Source organism: Mycobacterium sp. ITM-2016-00316 (assembly GCF_002968335.2).
GTDB lineage: Bacteria > Actinomycetota > Actinomycetes > Mycobacteriales > Mycobacteriaceae > Mycobacterium.
Window position 1 is genome coordinate 2,010,291 of sequence record NZ_CP134398.1, and the last position, 15,822, is coordinate 2,026,112.

18 protein-coding genes are annotated in these 15,822 nt (G+C 66.8%); 10 read left to right on the forward strand and 8 right to left on the reverse strand.

Translation table 11 applies throughout. The features are described 5' to 3' along the window. The first annotated feature begins 22 nt into the window (after nt 1-22). From C6A86_RS09585 to C6A86_RS09610, 6 genes are all read left to right on the forward strand, one after another. Nucleotides 23-583 (forward strand): NADPH-dependent FMN reductase, encoded by a 561-nt coding sequence (locus C6A86_RS09585; RefSeq protein ID WP_105362641.1) that lies wholly within the window; start codon nt 23-25, stop codon nt 581-583. Nucleotides 584-1,026: 443 nt separating this feature from the next. Continuing rightward, nucleotides 1,027-1,272 carry a redoxin NrdH gene (locus C6A86_RS09590; RefSeq protein ID WP_067999029.1) on the forward strand — a complete coding sequence of 82 codons (246 nt, stop codon included), beginning with the start codon at nt 1,027-1,029 and terminating at the stop codon, nt 1,270-1,272. 35 nt (nt 1,273-1,307) lie between these two features. Next, nucleotides 1,308-1,760: a class Ib ribonucleoside-diphosphate reductase assembly flavoprotein NrdI gene (gene nrdI, locus C6A86_RS09595; protein ID WP_105362639.1), complete on the forward strand. Its 453-nt coding sequence runs from the start codon at nt 1,308-1,310 to the stop codon at nt 1,758-1,760. Then, nucleotides 1,727-3,895, forward strand: coding sequence for a class 1b ribonucleoside-diphosphate reductase subunit alpha (nrdE, locus tag C6A86_RS09600; RefSeq protein ID WP_105362638.1), 2,169 nt, complete (start codon nt 1,727-1,729; stop codon nt 3,893-3,895). The genes nrdI and nrdE overlap by 34 nt, the downstream gene beginning before the upstream one ends. Before the next feature lie 184 nt (nt 3,896-4,079). Further along, nucleotides 4,080-4,205 carry a hypothetical protein gene (locus tag C6A86_RS09605; RefSeq protein WP_255419438.1) on the forward strand — a complete coding sequence of 42 codons (126 nt, stop codon included), beginning with the start codon at nt 4,080-4,082 and terminating at the stop codon, nt 4,203-4,205. 104 nt (nt 4,206-4,309) lie between these two features. Continuing rightward, on the forward strand, nt 4,310-4,474 hold the full coding sequence (locus C6A86_RS09610) for a hypothetical protein (protein WP_199196131.1): 165 nt from the start codon (nt 4,310-4,312) through the stop codon (nt 4,472-4,474). 21 nt (nt 4,475-4,495) lie between these two features. Here C6A86_RS09610 and C6A86_RS09615 read toward each other — a convergent pair whose 3' ends face one another. Then, nucleotides 4,496-4,882: a DUF5997 family protein gene (locus C6A86_RS09615; RefSeq protein WP_105362637.1), complete on the reverse strand. Its 387-nt coding sequence runs from the start codon at nt 4,880-4,882 to the stop codon at nt 4,496-4,498. A gap of 29 nt (nt 4,883-4,911) precedes the next feature. On the opposite strand from C6A86_RS09615, the gene C6A86_RS09620 reads away from it, so the two are divergent. After that, nucleotides 4,912-5,625 carry a LysR family transcriptional regulator substrate-binding protein gene (locus tag C6A86_RS09620; protein WP_105362636.1) on the forward strand — a complete coding sequence of 238 codons (714 nt, stop codon included), beginning with the start codon at nt 4,912-4,914 and terminating at the stop codon, nt 5,623-5,625. Nucleotides 5,626-5,781: 156 nt separating this feature from the next. Further along, on the forward strand, nt 5,782-6,669 hold the full coding sequence (locus C6A86_RS09625) for a phytanoyl-CoA dioxygenase family protein (protein ID WP_105361708.1): 888 nt from the start codon (nt 5,782-5,784) through the stop codon (nt 6,667-6,669). A 5-nt stretch (nt 6,670-6,674) separates the two neighbouring features. Here the strand turns inward: C6A86_RS09625 and C6A86_RS09630 are convergent, their stop codons facing one another. The 5 genes from C6A86_RS09630 to C6A86_RS09650 are packed head-to-tail and all read right to left on the reverse strand — an operon-like array spanning nt 6,675 to nt 12,210. Then, a complete protein-coding gene (locus C6A86_RS09630; protein WP_105361709.1) occupies nt 6,675-7,658 on the reverse strand; it encodes an ornithine cyclodeaminase family protein in 984 nt (327 codons plus the stop codon). A 28-nt stretch (nt 7,659-7,686) separates the two neighbouring features. Beyond that, complete coding sequence (locus C6A86_RS09635; RefSeq protein ID WP_105361710.1) at nt 7,687-8,613, reverse strand: ABC transporter permease; 927 nt, start codon at nt 8,611-8,613, stop codon at nt 7,687-7,689. After that, entirely contained in the window at nt 8,610-9,680 is a 1,071-nt protein-coding gene (locus C6A86_RS09640) for an ABC transporter permease (protein WP_199196054.1), read from the reverse strand. Before C6A86_RS09640 ends, C6A86_RS09635 begins: the two co-directional genes overlap by 4 nt. Next, a complete protein-coding gene (locus tag C6A86_RS09645) occupies nt 9,677-11,209 on the reverse strand; it encodes an ABC transporter ATP-binding protein (protein ID WP_105361712.1) in 1,533 nt (510 codons plus the stop codon). The genes C6A86_RS09640 and C6A86_RS09645 overlap by 4 nt, the downstream gene beginning before the upstream one ends. A gap of 14 nt (nt 11,210-11,223) precedes the next feature. Continuing rightward, on the reverse strand, nt 11,224-12,210 hold the full coding sequence (locus C6A86_RS09650; protein WP_105361713.1) for a BMP family protein: 987 nt from the start codon (nt 12,208-12,210) through the stop codon (nt 11,224-11,226). Between the two features lie 169 nt (nt 12,211-12,379). On the opposite strand from C6A86_RS09650, the gene C6A86_RS09655 reads away from it, so the two are divergent. Continuing rightward, nucleotides 12,380-13,093 carry a GntR family transcriptional regulator gene (locus C6A86_RS09655; RefSeq protein WP_311101096.1) on the forward strand — a complete coding sequence of 238 codons (714 nt, stop codon included), beginning with the start codon at nt 12,380-12,382 and terminating at the stop codon, nt 13,091-13,093. A gap of 5 nt (nt 13,094-13,098) precedes the next feature. Here C6A86_RS09655 and C6A86_RS09660 read toward each other — a convergent pair whose 3' ends face one another. Next, the gene (locus C6A86_RS09660) at nt 13,099-13,515 is read right to left on the reverse strand and encodes a VOC family protein (protein WP_105363536.1); all 417 of its coding nucleotides are present in this window, start codon (nt 13,513-13,515) and stop codon (nt 13,099-13,101) included. Between the two features lie 104 nt (nt 13,516-13,619). Further along, nucleotides 13,620-14,804 (reverse strand): geranylgeranyl reductase family protein, encoded by a 1,185-nt coding sequence (locus tag C6A86_RS09665; protein WP_105363535.1) that lies wholly within the window; start codon nt 14,802-14,804, stop codon nt 13,620-13,622. Between the two features lie 168 nt (nt 14,805-14,972). Here C6A86_RS09665 and C6A86_RS09670 point away from each other — a divergent pair, with 168 nt between their 5' ends. After that, nucleotides 14,973-15,716, forward strand: a complete 744-nt coding sequence (locus C6A86_RS09670) for a TetR/AcrR family transcriptional regulator (protein WP_105363534.1) — start codon at nt 14,973-14,975, stop codon at nt 15,714-15,716. Nucleotides 15,717-15,822: the final 106 nt, after the last annotated feature.

Genomic DNA, 15,822 nt, shown 5'->3' on the forward strand with positions numbered 1-15,822 from the left:
GGAACAGGAAGGCAACATCACCATGGCCCACAACCAGGACAGCGCCGAAACGAACGTGCTGGTGCTCGTCGGGAGCCTGCGCGCGGCGTCGATCAACAAGCAACTGGCCGAACTCGCCGTCGAATCGGCTCCTGAGGGCGTCAACCTGCAGGTATTCGACCGGCTCGGCGAACTGCCGCATTACAACGAGGACATCGACAACGAGGACGTCCCCGAGCCCGTGCAGGCGCTTCGCGCTGCCGGCGCGGCGGCCGGTGCGGCGCTCGTGGTGACCCCGGAGTACAACGGCTCCATTCCCGGCGTGCTCAAGAACGCCATCGACTGGCTGTCGCGGCCGTGGGGTGACGGTGCGCTCAAGGACAAGCCGGTCGCCGTGATCGGGACGGCGCTGGGCGGATTCGGCGGTGTGTGGGCGCACGACGAGACCCGTAAATCCTTCGGCATCGCCGGCCCGCGGGTCGTCGAGGACCTGAAGCTGTCGATCCCGTCCAAGACGCTCGGGGACAAGCATCCGCGGGAGACCGCCGAGGTGGCGGCCGACGTGCGTGAGGTTGTCGGGAAGCTGGTCGCAGAGATCGGCTGAACCGCTCGGCCCGGAGCCCCCGACGGCGTAGCGCCTTTGCTATCGCCGCCGGGGGCTTTCTGCGTTCCGGGGCGGTGGCCGCCGGCGGCGTGCGCGATCGCGACACACCCCGAAATGTGACGTGCGACACGCCGGTGGGCGCGCCGTCCAATTGGTTACGACCTGGGAATTTCACGAATGTTGTTCAGAACATCTTGTATCTCTTCGGTTTGTCGGACACTAGGTGTAGTGTCTGACGGACCGCGAGGCCCCAAAGTTTCAGGAGCCGGCGGAGCACGAATCGCAAGCGTGTCGGTGCCCCCGGCAACAATAGGTTCAGTTCCGCGGCTCCGGAATTTCCGGGCCCCGCGGTCCGCTGAAACTCAGAGGAATGCAGTACCCGGTGAGTTGCCGGTCCGATACAAGATCTACCCCTTCCACACCACACAGGAGCCGTGCCGCAGATGACCGTCACCGTGTACACCAAGCCCGCCTGCGTGCAGTGCAACGCCACCTACAAGGCGCTGGACAAAGAGGGCATCGCCTACGAGAAGGTCGATATCAGCCTCGACACCGAAGCCCGCGACTACGTCATGGCGCTCGGCTACCTGCAGGCACCCGTCGTGGTCGCCGGCAACGATCACTGGTCGGGCTTCCGGCCGGACCGGATCAAGGCACTGGCCGGCACGACTGCCGCCGTCACTGCCTGACACACGACGGATCCGACGACCAGCGAGGAGGAGATATGAGTCATCTCGTGTACTTCTCCAGCGTCTCGGAGAACACCCACCGCTTCGTGCAGAAGCTGGGTTTCCCCGCCGACCACGTCACCCGGATCCCGCTGCACGGCCGTATCGAGGTCGACCACCCCTTCGTGCTGGTCCTGCCGACCTACGGCGGCGGCAAGGTCAGCCCCGACATCAACAGCGGGGGCTATGTCCCCAAGCAGGTCATCGCTTTTCTGAACAACGAGCACAACCGGTCGTTGATCCGCGGCGTCATCGCCGCGGGCAACAACAACTTCGGTGAGGAATTCGCCTACGCAGGCAATGTGGTGTCCGCCAAGTGCGGCGTGCCCTACCTCTACCGTTTCGAACTCATGGGAACCCCGGATGACGTGGAATCCGTCCGTGCGGGCTTGGAAGACTTTTGGAAGGAACAGACGTGCCACCAACCGTCACAGCTGCAGAGCCTGTAACCACCGGGGCTCATGCGCTCCCGGGGGAGACGGACTACCACGCGCTCAACGCGATGCTCAACCTGTACGACAAAGACGGCAACATCCAGTTCGACAAGGACCGGGAAGCCGCCAACCAGTACTTCCTGCAGCACGTCAACCAGAACACCGTGTTCTTCCACAACCAGGACGAGAAACTCGACTACCTGGTCAAGGAGAACTACTACGAGCGCGAGGTGCTCGACCAGTACTCGCGGAACTTCGTGAAGTCATTGGTCGACCGTGCCTTCGCCAAGAAGTTCAGGTTCCCGACCTTCCTGGGCGCGTTCAAGTACTACACGTCCTACACGCTGAAGACCTTCGACGGGAAGCGCTACCTGGAGCGTTTCGAGGACCGCGTGGTCATGGTGGCGCTGACGCTGGCCGCCGGTGACACCGAGCTGGCCGAGAAGCTGGTCGACGAGATCATCGACGGACGGTTCCAGCCGGCCACCCCGACGTTCCTCAACTCGGGCAAGAAGCAGCGCGGTGAGCCTGTGTCCTGCTTCCTGCTGCGCATCGAGGACAACATGGAGTCCATCGGACGCTCCATCAACTCCGCCCTGCAGCTATCCAAGCGCGGCGGCGGAGTCGCCTTGCTGCTCACCAACATCCGTGAGCACGGCGCGCCGATCAAGAACATCGAGAACCAGTCCTCGGGTGTCATCCCGATCATGAAACTGCTGGAGGACTCGTTCTCCTACGCTAATCAGCTCGGCGCGCGCCAAGGCGCCGGCGCGGTGTACCTGCACGCCCATCACCCCGACATCTACCGGTTCCTCGACACCAAGCGCGAGAACGCCGACGAGAAGATCCGGATCAAGACGCTCTCGCTGGGCGTGGTGATCCCGGACATCACCTTCGAGCTGGCGAAGAAGAACGAGGACATGTACCTCTTCTCGCCGTATGACGTCGAGAGGGTTTACGGCGTCCCGTTCGCCGACATCTCGGTCACCGAGAAGTACTACGAGATGGTCGACGACGCCCGGATCCGCAAGACGAAGATCAAGGCGCGGGAGTTCTTCCAGACGCTGGCCGAGCTGCAGTTCGAGTCCGGCTACCCGTACATCATGTACGAGGACACGGTGAACCGGGCCAACCCGATCGCCGGCAAGATCACCCACAGCAACCTGTGCTCGGAGATCCTGCAGGTGTCCACGCCCTCGGAGTTCAACGAGGATCTGTCCTACGCCAAGGTGGGCAAGGACATCTCGTGCAACCTGGGCTCGCTGAACATCGCCAAGGCGATGGATTCGCCGGACTTCGCGCAGACCATCGAGGTGTCCATCCGGGCGCTCACCGCGGTGAGCGACCAGACCCACATCTGGTCGGTGCCGTCCATCGAGCAGGGCAACAACAGTTCGCACGCCATCGGGTTGGGGCAGATGAACCTGCACGGCTACCTGGCTCGGGAGCGGATCCACTACGGCTCCGAAGAGGGTGTGGACTTCACCAACATCTACTTCTACACGGTGCTCTACCACGCCCTGCGGGCGTCGAACCTCATTGCCATCGAACGGGGTACGCGCTTCGGCGGGTTCGACCAGTCGAAGTACGCCTCGGGCGAGTTCTTCGACAAGTACACCGACCGGGTGTGGGAGCCGGCCACCGACAAGGTGCGAAAGCTGTTCGCCGACGCGGAGATTCATATCCCCACCCAGGACGACTGGAAGCTGCTCAAGGATTCGGTGCAAAAGCACGGCATCTACAACCAGAACCTGCAGGCCGTGCCGCCGACCGGTTCGATCAGCTACATCAACCACTCGACCAGCTCGATCCACCCGGTGGCTTCCAAGATCGAGATCCGCAAGGAAGGCAAGATCGGTCGCGTCTACTACCCGGCGCCGTACCTGACCAACGACAACCTGGACTATTACCAGGATGCGTACGAGATCGGGTACGAGAAGATCATCGACACCTACGCCGCGGCCACCCAGCACGTGGACCAGGGCCTGTCGCTGACGCTGTTCTTCAAGGACACCGCCGATACCCGCGAGGTCAACAAGGCGCAGATCTACGCCTGGCGCAAGGGAATCAAGACGCTGTACTACATCCGGCTGCGCCAGATGGCCCTGGAGGGCACTGAGGTGGAGGGTTGCGTCAGCTGCATGTTGTAGGTCTCGCGTAGCTGAAAAATAGGCCAGGGAGAACATCCCTGGCCTATTTTTTGTCAAGGGGCGGTTTCACGCGGTGCCGTTGAAGCCGCGCGGGCTGGCGCTCGTGCGGGAGTTGATCGCCGCAGTGAAGAATGAGGTCGCCGACTTCCTGGTCGGCTTCGAGGGGGGATGAACGATGGCTTACATGGCGGGGCAGCTGATGTTCTTGGCGGTCGTCGCAGCGTTGATCGGTGGCCTGGTGTGGGCCGTGTTGGTGATGCGCAAACCGCGCCCGCCGATAGAGGACGACGACGATGTCGACGAGTGGTGACCCCATTCACGGTGCAGGCGTGAATGTGAACAGCGTGAGTACGGGTACCACGCTCTCTCGGACCTGGTGGAGCTGCTGCTGGGCCCTGGCGCAAGAATGCTCCGGTGTCGACAACCGTCGAGGTCATCCTCATCACCGCACTGGTCTTCGGGATCGTCGCCGCGCTATTCGGCTCGATCTACCTCTGGGACAAGTGGGGCAAGGGATCGCGACTGGAGCAGCGCGTCGACCGCTTCTTCGACCGCATCAGCGACATGTTCGACCGGTGAACTGCCCCAGTCGTCAGAGGCTCAGCTCTTGCGCGGCTTGTCCGCCAGCATCGCCTTCACCCGGCGCTCCTCGGTCAGCACCGCCTGGAAGCTCTCGCGTTCGGCGACCAGCCAATCCGGCTTCTCCTCAAGCAGCGCGGTGATCTGCTCGGTGGTCAGCGCCTCGGTGACCCCGCCGCGGGCCAGACCGGCGATCGACACGCCCAGCTTGGCGGCCACCAGGTTCTTCGGGTGCGGCCCGTTCTTGCGCAGGTCCTGAAGCCACTGCGGCGGGTCCTCCTGCAGTGCTGCGAGTTCACCGCGGGTGATCGCGTTCTCCTGGAACTCCGCAGGCGTCGCGGGGAGGTACACGTCCAGCTTCTTCGCCGCCGTGGCGGGTTTCATGGACTGCGCGTTGGGCCTGCTCATGACGTAGAGCCTATCGGTAGCCTGATGCGGTGCCCCAGCCCTCGCTCACGCTCGGCTACGTCCCCGGCGCGACGCCGGCGAAATGGGCCCGGACCTGGGCGCAACGCCACCCCGACGTGCCGCTGCGGCTGCGTACCGTCGCCGCCGCGGACGCCGCCGCGCAGATGCGGACCGGCGCCGTCGACGTCGTGGTGTTACGGCTGCCCGCGGACACCTCGGGGCTGGCCGTCATCCCGCTGTACGAGGAGACCACGGTGGCGGTGGTGCCGGTGGATCATCTGCTCACGGCCGCCGACACGATCACCGCCGCGGATCTCGACGGCGAACCCACGCTGCGCCCGCTCGACAACGTCGTCGACTGGGCGCAAGCTCCCGGCATCCCGGTCGAGCACCGGCCCGAAACCACCGAGGAGGCCATAGAACTCGTGGCCGCCGGGATGGGCACGCTCATTGTGCCGCAATCGTTGGCGCGGCTGCATCACCGCAAGGACCTGACCTTCCGTCCGATCACCGATGCGCCGACCTGCCCGGTGGCGCTGGCCTTCGCCGACGGGCCGCAGTCCGAACTCGTCGAGGAGTTCATCGGGATCGTGCGCGGGCGCAAACCCAGTTCGTCGCGGGGACAGGCCGAGTCGGCGCCGAAACGCACCGCCCGGGAGAAGACCCTGGCCAAACAGGCCGCCCGCGCCGCCGCGGGCAAGGTCGCGCGCACGCCGGGGCCCGCCAAGCGGGGGCGCCGTTGAGGCGCGCGTATCCGGTGCGAATGTGGGGGATATGTACGCCTACGGGCGGATTGCCGTGCACAGGCCACACGGTGGGCATTGTGTCTCGGGACGTCTTAACGACCATGTGACGCTGTTTTACCTGGTCAACACACGTGCTCGGAAATACTTGGACGCATGAGAGCGCTGACGCACGTACCGGCCACCACATCCCCGGCCGACCTCGCCGACCACCTGCGCCGCGATGGCTACGTGATCGTCGACGACCTGGTGCCGCACTCCCTGATGGACAGCATCGACGATGAACTGGCGCCCTACATGGACGCGACGCCCATGGGCTACAACGCCATGATCGGCACCAAGACTCGGCGCACCGGTGCGCTGGTCGCCCGTTCCCCGGCCTGCCGCACGCTGATTCAGGATCCGACCGTGCTCGGCGTGTGCCAGGATTTCCTCGGCCACGCCAGCGCCTTTCAGCTGATGCTGACCCAGGTCATCTCGATCGAACCGGGCGAATCGGATCAGGCGTTGCACCGCGACCAGAATGCCTTCGACTTCTACCCCTTTCCCGACGACTACCACGTGCAGTGCAACACGTTGTGGGCCATGACGGACTACACCGCCGAGATGGGCGCCACCCGGGTGGTGCCGGGCAGCCAGATCGGTGGCAAGAAGCCGACCGAGTACGCCGACGACGAGTGCCTGCAGGCCGAGATGTCGCGCGGTTCGGTGCTGCTCTACTCCGGCAAGATCGTGCACAGCGGTGCCGCCAATCGCAGTGACCGGGTCCGCCGCGCCATCAACGTGAACTACTGCGTCGGCTGGGTCCGGCAGGAGGAAAACCAATTCCTCTCGGTACCACCAGAAGTGGCGCGGACCCTGGACGACGATCTGCTCAAGCTGATCGGCTATCAGGAGGGCGCGTGGGCGATGGGTTACTTCCGTGACTTCGAGGATCCGCTGCGCGCGGTCCGCGGAGACGCGGTCGGCTACGGCTTCGACGCGGCCAAGCTCAACGGCAACGCCGGCGCCGCGTTCGCCGACCAACTCACCCACAGCGAATGACGCGCTCAGGCCGACAGGTCCAGCGTCGTCCCGATGCCTCGTTCGGTGGCACGCGTGACGAGCGTGTGGGCGGTCACCAGGTCCTGTAGCCCGATACCCACCGAATTGAACACGGTGATGTCGTCCTCGCTGCGGCGGCCCCGCCGGGGATCGACGATCACCTCGCCCAATTCGACGCTGACATCATCCTCGGTCAACCGGCCCTCTTCGATCGCCAGCAGCACATCGCCGGACTTGGCCAGGGCAGTCGCCCGGCTGTCGACCACGAGACGCGCTGAACCCATTCCGGCGCCGTCGATTTCGCGGTGATCGGCGCGCGGCGGCGCCCCGACGGCATTGAGGTGCAGGCCGGGCCGGAACCAGGCGCCGTGCACGATCGGATCTTTCGAGGGTGTCAGGGTGCAGACCACGTCGGCTGCGGCGAGCACCTGGCGTGGGGAGTCGGCGTACTCGACGCGCAGATCCAGATCCGCCACCCGGGCGCGGAACGCCTCGACGGTCGCCGGGTTGCGTGACCACACCAGCACCTTCTCCATGGGCCGTACCCGCGCAATGGCGCGGGTGTGCTCGACGGCCAGGGTCCCCGCCCCGATGAGCCCGAGCGCGGTGCTGGATTCACGGGCCAGGTGCACGGTGGCCACGGCACTGGCCGCGGCCGTCCGGACCGCGGTGATGAGCCGGCCGTCGAGCACCGCGCGGCATTCACCGGTCTCGGCCGACATCAGCAGGATGGTGGACCGTTGCGTCGGTAATCCGCGGTCCCGGTTGAATGGCATGTCCGACAACATCTTCACCGCGCTGGCCCGGTGCCGCGCAGACGACGCGGCCATCGGCAGCGCGGCACCGCCGCCGTCCAGTGGAAGGAACGCCGGTGCCGGATTGCCGGCCGTGCCGGTCGCCAGATCCGCGTGGGCGCGCTCGACGGCGTCATACACGCTCGCGCGGTCGATCAGCGCGTTGATATCGGAGTGGGTCAGAACGAGGGTCATGGGAGGTCCTTACAGACAGGGTGGCGGATCAGACGCGGCCGACGTAGGGCACCGTCAGGCAGGACGGTGCCCTACGGCCGCCGACGAATCCGCTGATGGCGATCAATGCGATGAGGTAGGGCAGCATCACCAGGACCGCGTAGGGAATGTCGACCCCGAGCGCGGGCAGTGCGAATTGCATGGCCCGCGCGACACCGAAGAACAGAGCGGCCCAGAAGATTCCGCTGATCTTCCAGCGTCCGGCGATGACGGCCACCACGGCCAGGTAGCCCATTCCGGCGGTCATGTTCTCGCTGAAGGAGCGCACCTCCGAGAGCGCGAGCTGTGCGCCGGCCAGGCCTCCGGCACCCGAGGCGATGAGCACCCCGAGCACCCGGGTCCGGTTGACCGCCAGTCCGGTCCACCCCGCCGAGGTGGCATCCTCACCGACGGCGTCGACTCGGATGCCGGCCATGGTGTGGCCGGAGAAGGCGACGGCGAGCACGACGATGGCGCCGATGCACAGGTAGCCCAGCAGGGTCTGACCGAACAGGGCCGGGCCGACGACGGGCAGCTCGCTGAGCACTGGGATGCGGACATCGGCGAAGGCAGCCACGTTCTGCCCCCTGCCGTCGGCGAGCAGAATCCGCGCACCGAAGGTGGTGAGCCCCAATGCCAGGGCGTTCGCCGCGATGCCGACCACGATCTGGTCGGCCCGAAATCGCACACTCAGAAGCGCCTGACCGAGGCCGAACAGCAATCCGGCGAGCAGCCCGGCGAGTGCGCCCGCCACGGCCGAACCGGTGCTGACCGAGCCGAGGACGCTGGCGAACGCGCCGGTGAGCATCATGCCCTCCATGCTGAGGTTGAGCACCCCGGCCCGCTCACTGATCGATTCGCCGCTGGCGGCCAGCAGCAGTGGAATCGCGAAGGCCACACCGCTGGAGATGATTTCGGTGAGCATGGTGATATTCATACGGCTACTTTCTGAGCGGGCTGCCGGGCGGTGGTCGTCCACCAGGCCGCGCCGGCGATCACGATGATCAGGACGCTCTGCACGACGGTGATGGTGGAGGACGGCACGCCGGCGGCCAGTTGCAGGTTGATGCCCCCGGACACCAGAAACCCGAACAGCACAGCGACCGCGGCGACGGCGGTCATGGATCCGCGGGCCAGCAGGCCGACCACCAGCCCCGCGAACCCGAAGCCGGAGGAGAACCCGTCGGCCAGGATGAACGGTGCGGTCATGACCAGGCAGCCACCGCCCAGCCCGGCGAAGGCGCCCGCCGTGGTGAGCCCGAGAAACGCGGTGCGATCGACCTGCACGCCCAGGCGCGCCGAGGCAGGTCCGGAGAGCCCGACCGCGCTGAGTCGTAGGCCGACGGCGCTGTGCCGCAGCATGATTCCGACGGCCGCCACCAGGATGACGGCGAGCACGATGGCGATGGTCGCCGGGTTCTTGGCCAGGCCGAGCAGGGGCAGGTGCGCCGAGGCGGCCAGCGGCTCGGACTGGGGGAGGGTCTCCGAGGATGTCATGGGTTGGCGCAGCAGGGAGGGCTCATGGACCATCAGCACCACCAGCGCCAGGCCGACGAAGTTCAACAGCAGCGTGGTGATGATCTCGCTGGTGCCGCGCTTCACCCGCAGCCAGGCGGCGATCGCGGCCCATCCGGCGCCGGCCAGCGCCGCGGCCGTCAGGGTGGCGAGCACCGCGATCGGCATCGGGATGCCCTCGGGCATCGCCACCCCGACCGCGGTGGCGGCGATGCCGCCGAGGCACAGCTGACCCTCGCCGCCGACGTTGACCAGCCCGGCCCGATAGGCGATGGTGAAGCCGGCGGCCACCAGCATGAGCAGGGCCGCGTTGTTCAAGGACGTGCCGATGGCGAACGGCGAGCCCAGGGTGCCCTCGATCAGTGCGTCGACGACGTCGACGGGACCGGCGCCGGCGGCCGCGGCCAGCACGAAACCGACGAGTGCGGCGATCGCCATGGCGGCCAGCGCCACCACCAGGGGGTGGCGTGCGTGCAGACCCGCCATCATGCGCCCACACCCGTCATGAGGGTTCCGATATCGTTTGCCGCAGTGTCGGATTGCGTGCACACCGAGCCCAGCAGCCGACCGCGGTAGGCGACGACGATCCGGTCGCACACCGCGATGAGTTCGTCGATCTCACTGGAGGTGACCAGTACGGCGGCCCCGTCGTCGGCGGCGGCGCGCAGCCGGTCCAGCACGAACGCCACGGCCCCGGCGTCGAGGCCGCGGGTCGGCTGGGCCGCCACCACCACCCGCAGCCCGGTGGTGGACAGCTCGCGCGCCAGCACCACCTTCTGCTGGTTGCCCCCGGACAGCGATCCGATGGGAGCGTCGGGCCCCGGTGCCCGGATCGAGAAGTCGGTGATGGCAGCGGCCGCGTCGGCGTGCATTCGCGTGCGGTCGAGCAGTCCCCACCGCCGGTACGCCGACAGCCGGGGCATCGCGATGTTCTCCGCGATGGACAGGGCACCGATGATGGCCTCCGCGTGCCGATCCTCGGGGATCACCGCGACACCGGCGGCGGTGCGCTGCGCGGGTGTCGCGGTGGTCAGGTCGGCGTCGTCGACCCGTACCGATCCGGCGTCGGCGGCGATGGCGCCGGAGAGCACCGAGGTCAGTTCGGACTGCCCGTTGCCCTCCACGCCGGCGACGCCGACGATCTCACCCCGGCCGACGGTGAGGTCCACATCGTCGAGGGCCGTGCTGCCGTCGGCGCGGGTGAGACGCACACCGACGATCTGCAGCACCGCGTCGCCACCGGCGGGACGGCGTGGCCGGGGCGCCACAACGCGGTCCAGCGGTTCGGCGTCGCCGAGCATCAGGTCCAGCAGGGTGGACATGCCCATATCGGAGACCCGTCCGCCGCCGACGACGGTCCCGCCGCGCAGCACGGTGGCCTCGTCGGCGGCGCGGGCGACCTCACCGAGCTTGTGGGTGATCAGCACGACGGATTTGCCGTCGGCGGTCAGCGCTGCGCAGGTGGCGATCAGCGCGTCGATCTCTTTCCCGTCGAGCACCGCGGTGGGCTCGTCGAGCAGGATCAGCTGCGGATCCCGCAACAACGCCTTGACGATCTCGACCCGTTGCCGGGCACCGACGGTCAGCCCGGACACGGTGGCCTTCGGGTCGACACTCAGGCCGTAGCTGTCGGCGATGCGATCCAGATCGGCGGCCAACCGGTCGCGCGGCGGGCGAAACCCGCCCCGGCCGAGCAGCAGGTTGTCCGCGACGGTCATGGTGGGGATCAGCGAGAAGTGCTGATGGACCATCGCGACACCGGCCTGCAGCGCGTCGGCGGGGTTGCGCGGCCGGTACTCGTTGCCGCCCAACACCATGCTGCCGGTGTCGGGGGAGACGGTGCCGTAGATGCTGTTGCACAGGGTGGACTTGCCTGCGCCGTTCTCGCCCAGAATGCAGTGCACCGAGCGGGGTTTCACGCTGAGCGTGACACCGTCGAGTGCGCGGACCGGGCCGAAGGACTTGCCGACGCCGCTCATGGCCAGCAGCGCGGTGTGCTCGGGAGCTGTGATGGTCATGGGTGCCGGCTCGCTCAGTACGGTGTGACGCTGCCGGCGACGATTGCCGCCTTGGCATCGGCGACGGCCGCGGCGACCGCGGGATCTGTTGTACACGTCAGGAAGTCGCTACCACCCTTGTCCGTGGTGACACCGAAGGGCACCTGGGCGGCGGTCCAGGTGCCGTCGAGCACCGAGGACACCGCGTATTCGATCTCGGTGCCGATATCGGTGCGGACGTAGCCCGCATAGACGCTGTCGGTGCATTCCCCGGGGATTGGGCCACCGTTGAGCCGGTTGCCGGATTCCTTGGCCGCCTGTTCCATGCCCTGCTTGCCGAGGTTGACGATCTGGCCGAGCACGTCGGCGCCACTGGCATAGGCGGTGCCCGCGGCCTGCTTGGCCTTCGCCGGGTCATTGAAGTCGCCGACGTACTGCGGGTTCAGCACGGTGACATCGGGGCGCACGAAGCGTGCGCCATTGCCGAAAGCAATGGCGGCGTTGACGATTGCGGGCAGTTCGACACCGCCGACGAAGCCGACGGTGCCGGTCTTGGACGCTGCGGCGGCCGCCGCGCCGGAGAGGAACTCGGCTTCGGCCTGCTGCGGGTCGTAGTAGGCGAGGTTCGGCAGTGGTTCGGCATCCGAGGGTCCGCCGATCTCGACGAACTTCACATCCGGGAACTGGGGCGCGACCTTGCGGACGTCGGCGTCGGTCTGGCCGCCCACCGAGATCACCAGGTCGTTCTGGGAGGCGAAACGCTGGAGCGCCTGCTGATAGTCGGCGGCGGCCACCTGCTCGACGTAGCCGGCGTCGATCTTGTCGCCGAAGGTGGCCTGGACACGTTGAAAGCCTTCATATCCCGACTGCATGAAGCCGGTGTCGTTGATGGACCCGGGCAGGAACACCCCGACGGACAGTGCGTCGCTGTCGGCGTTGTCACCGGAGGAACCGCATGCGGAGGTGGCCACCGCGAGCGCACCCGCGGCGGCCATGGCGAGAATTTTCGGCAGGGTCTTCATGGAATCTCCTGGTGTCAGTGGCTACCCGTTAGCGGTATACCGTTAGGCAGAAGCATCGAACCCGGCCATTTCGGTGCGGTTACTCGAATGTAAGGATCGAGTTAATGGTATACCGCTAACGGCGGGTGGGTTAAGCTCGACGGGAACACCGACGGGAAAGGCTCAGATAGTGACCTCAGTGGTGGCGCCCAGTCGAAAGCCGTTGCGCGAACATGCCTATGACGAGTTGCGGGCCCGCATCGTCGGTCTGGAACTGGCGCCCGGCACCCGGCTGATCGAGCGCGACCTGGCCGAGCAGCTGAAGGTGTCGCGGATCCCACTGCGCGAGGCGATGCAGCGACTGGCCCAGGACGGGCTGGTGGTTGTCGTGCCCCGGCAGGGGGCGATCGTGTCACCGTTCACGGTCGACGATGTGCGGGATCTGTTCGACGTCCGGGAGAGCCTGGAGGTGCTCGCCGCCCGGTTGGCCGCCGAGCGGGCCGATCAGGCCGGTCTGGATTTGCTTGCCGCCCAACTGGATACCGCGCGGAAGGCGAGCGAGCGCAATGACGGCCCGGCCATCGCGGCGGCCAATGCCACCTTCCACGTCATCATCGTCGACCTGGCTGCCAATCCACTGTTGGAATCGCTGCTGGAACCGCTACAGGCGCGGGTGCAGTGGCTGTTCCACCTCACCAGCGACCGTGACGCCCAGGTTCAATGCCACGAGCACGAGGAGTTGCTCGCGGCGATCGCCGAGCACGACCCGGACCGGGCCGCCGCGTCGGCGTTTCATCATGTGCACTCGGGCCGCGCGCACAGCCTGGAGATGGCGGCGCAGTGGTCACGGGTGGAGATCGACCCGATCGAACTCACCAAGAGCCGGCGCCGCGGCGGCGGGTAGCGACCTCAGATGGTCAGCGTGCCATCGGGATTGATCGTCCATTCCGGGTTGAGCGCGACTTCCCAGACGTGGCCGTCGGGATCGGCGAAATACCCGGAGTAGCCGCCCCAGAACACCCTTTCGGCCGGCTTGAGGATCGTCGCGCCGGCGGCGTGCGCCTCGGCCAGCACGGCGTCGACGTCGGCCTCGGTGCGCTGATTGATCGCAATGGTGACACCGCTGAACCGGCCGTCCACCGGGTGATGGGCGTCCTCGGCGAGATCCTTGCGGCCGAACAGCGCGAGCGCGATGCCGGGAAGCTGGTAGAACACCACTCCCTCGGGGGCGGCCCTGGGCGTCCAGCCCAAGCCCTGCTCATAGAAGGTGCGGGCCCGACCGAGGTCGTCAACGCCGAGCGTGATCAGGCTGATGCGTTGTTCCATGACCCGCACGCTACCCACGTCCTATGACACCGACGGATGCCCAGTGGCTAGTTGCAGCACGCAAAAGTGCGAAATGCGTGCCACAACTGGCCGTTCGACGTCGACTACTTGACCTTGTGCTGCGGCCCCTGCGCCTTCTTGTACAGCGCCTTGAGCATCCGGTCCCGGAACGCGGCGTTGTCGATGAGCTTGATGCCGGCGTCCGCGACCTTCGGGTAGCCGATCAGCTTGTGCATGTAGCGGCCGCGTTTGTATTCCTTGCCCCACGCCGCTTCCATGCGCTGCGCGTAGTTGGTGAAATCGTCGGGCCCGCCGTTGTTCAGCGCGGCGAGGGCACACTCACCGGCCGCCAGTCCGGACTCGAGGGCCTTGGAGATTCCCGCCCCGGAAGCCGGCTTACCCGCGCCCAGCGAGTCGCCGGTGAACAACACGCCCGGTCGCCACGGCGGCCAGGCGGTGAAGCCCATCGGAAGTCGCCAGGCCCGGACACTCTTGTTCTTCTTGAGCTCTTCGATGGGCGGTGCTTCCCACTCGGCGGGCAGGCTGCGCAGGAACTCGCCGAGGAACTGGGTGGCGTTGATGGACTGCCAGTTCTTGTAGCTGTTCACGTAGCCGAGGCCGATATTGAAGACGTTGTTGCCCATCGGGAACACCCAGCCGTAGCCGGGCAGCTGATCACCCTGGAAGAGCAGCTTCAGGTAGATGTCGAGGCTGTCGTTGTCGGGCCGGTTGAGGTGCATCTCGGAGCGGATGGCGATCGCCGAGTAGCCGTTGTATTCCGAATCCAGCTTCAGGGCGCGCTTGATGGGGGAGTAAGCACCGTCGGCGGCGATGACGGCATCGCCGAGCACCTTCTCCCCGCTCTTGAGGACCACGCCGATCACCCGGCCGCTCGCGTCGAACTCCGGGCCGGCCACCTCGGCGCCCTGGCGCACTTCGGCACCGGCGGATTCGGCGTGCTTGAGCAGGACGGTGTCGAGGTGCTCGCGGCTCACGGTGTGACCGTGATCGGGCATACCGGGGCGGCGCGGGAACGACAGCTCCCATGCGCTCGGGCTGAACACCGTCACCTTGTTCACGCGGTGATAGGTGGCAACCTCGTCGGCCAGTCCCATTTTCTGCAGGTAGCTCACGGCGCGAGCGGTCAGCCCGTCACCGCACGGTTTGGCTCGGGGGAACTCGGCCTTGTCCAGGACGACGACGCGCGCGCCGGCCTGGGCGGCCTGCCACGCGGCGGCCGAACCTGAGGGGCCCCCGCCCGCGATTACTACGTCGTATGGGGCAGTCATTGTCTCGTCTCGATCAGGTGGGCTGTGACCTTTGGATGCTACCGAAGCAACGTGCCGGTCGCCGGGCGGCGGAATCTGGGCCGGGGGTTACCCACTCCGGGCGCGGGCCAAACCGCCCGCTCTGCCGGGCAGTCTGACCAGGTCAGCATCGCCCGGTACAGTGAGCGGGTGCGCAGACCATCGCTTCCGCTGCCGGGGCAGCCCGGTGCGAAGGTCGACGCGCGCAGCGAACGTTGGCGCGAGCACCGCAAAAAGGTCCGCGCCGAGATCGTCGAGGCCGCCTTCCGCGCCATCGACCGCCTCGGCCCCAACGTCAGTGTGCGCGAGATCGCCGAGGAGGCGGGCACCGCCAAACCGAAGATCTACCGCCATTTCACCGACAAGTCCGACATGTTCGCCCAGATTGGCGAGCGCATGCGAGACATGTTGTGGGCGGCGGTGATCCCCTCCATCGACATCGAGTCCGACTCGGCGCGCCAGGTCATCGGCCGCGCCGTCGAGCACTATGTCGAATTGGTGGACCAGCATCCGAACGTGGTGCGTTTCCTGCTGCAGGGCCGGTTCGCCGATCAGTCCGCGGCCGCCATGACCACGGTCAACCGGGGGCGTGACATCACCCTTGCGATCGCCGAGATGGTCAGCGGCGAGCTCAGTGAGATGGATCTCAACCCCGCTGTGTTCGAGCTGGCCGCCTTCGCCCTGTTCGGCACCGCGGCCTCGGCCACCGATTGGTGGCTGGGCGGCGACGCCGACAGCCCGCGGCGGATGCCTGCCGAGGAGTTCATCTCCCATATGACGACGATCATGATGGGTGCGGTCAACGGCACCGCCGAACTACTGGGCGTCCAGATCGACCCCGATCAGCCCGTTCACAACGCGGTGCGCCGCCAGGAGCCGGCGCAGCAGGCCTGATCGGCACCTGCACCGGAACTCGGTACCCATGTGGGGCGTTGACACGTGTTGTCCGCTGCCGGAACACTGAGATGTATCCGGTACCGGCGTTCCCAGGAAAGGCGTT

What these genes read in the sequence shown, in the direction of transcription:
- C6A86_RS09635 (WP_105361710.1), bottom strand. Translation starts at nt 8,613, where the DNA reads ATGAATATCACCATGCTCACCGAAATCATCTCCAGCGGTGTGGCCTTC.
- C6A86_RS09630 (WP_105361709.1), bottom strand. Translation starts at nt 7,658, where the DNA reads ATGACCCTCGTTCTGACCCACTCCGATATCAACGCGCTGATCGACCGC.
- C6A86_RS09650 (WP_105361713.1), bottom strand. Translation starts at nt 12,210, where the DNA reads ATGAAGACCCTGCCGAAAATTCTCGCCATGGCCGCCGCGGGTGCGCTC.
- C6A86_RS09645 (WP_105361712.1), bottom strand. Translation starts at nt 11,209, where the DNA reads ATGACCATCACAGCTCCCGAGCACACCGCGCTGCTGGCCATGAGCGGC.
- C6A86_RS09640 (WP_199196054.1), bottom strand. Translation starts at nt 9,680, where the DNA reads ATGATGGCGGGTCTGCACGCACGCCACCCCCTGGTGGTGGCGCTGGCC.
- C6A86_RS09625 (WP_105361708.1), top strand. Translation starts at nt 5,782, where the DNA reads ATGAGAGCGCTGACGCACGTACCGGCCACCACATCCCCGGCCGACCTC.
- nrdI (WP_105362639.1), top strand. Translation starts at nt 1,308, where the DNA reads ATGAGTCATCTCGTGTACTTCTCCAGCGTCTCGGAGAACACCCACCGC.
- C6A86_RS09660 (WP_105363536.1), bottom strand. Translation starts at nt 13,515, where the DNA reads ATGGAACAACGCATCAGCCTGATCACGCTCGGCGTTGACGACCTCGGT.
- C6A86_RS09615 (WP_105362637.1), bottom strand. Translation starts at nt 4,882, where the DNA reads ATGAGCAGGCCCAACGCGCAGTCCATGAAACCCGCCACGGCGGCGAAG.
- C6A86_RS09605 (WP_255419438.1), top strand. Translation starts at nt 4,080, where the DNA reads ATGGCGGGGCAGCTGATGTTCTTGGCGGTCGTCGCAGCGTTGATCGGT.
- C6A86_RS09585 (WP_105362641.1), top strand. Translation starts at nt 23, where the DNA reads ATGGCCCACAACCAGGACAGCGCCGAAACGAACGTGCTGGTGCTCGTC.
- C6A86_RS09590 (WP_067999029.1), top strand. Translation starts at nt 1,027, where the DNA reads ATGACCGTCACCGTGTACACCAAGCCCGCCTGCGTGCAGTGCAACGCC.
- C6A86_RS09665 (WP_105363535.1), bottom strand. Translation starts at nt 14,804, where the DNA reads ATGACTGCCCCATACGACGTAGTAATCGCGGGCGGGGGCCCCTCAGGT.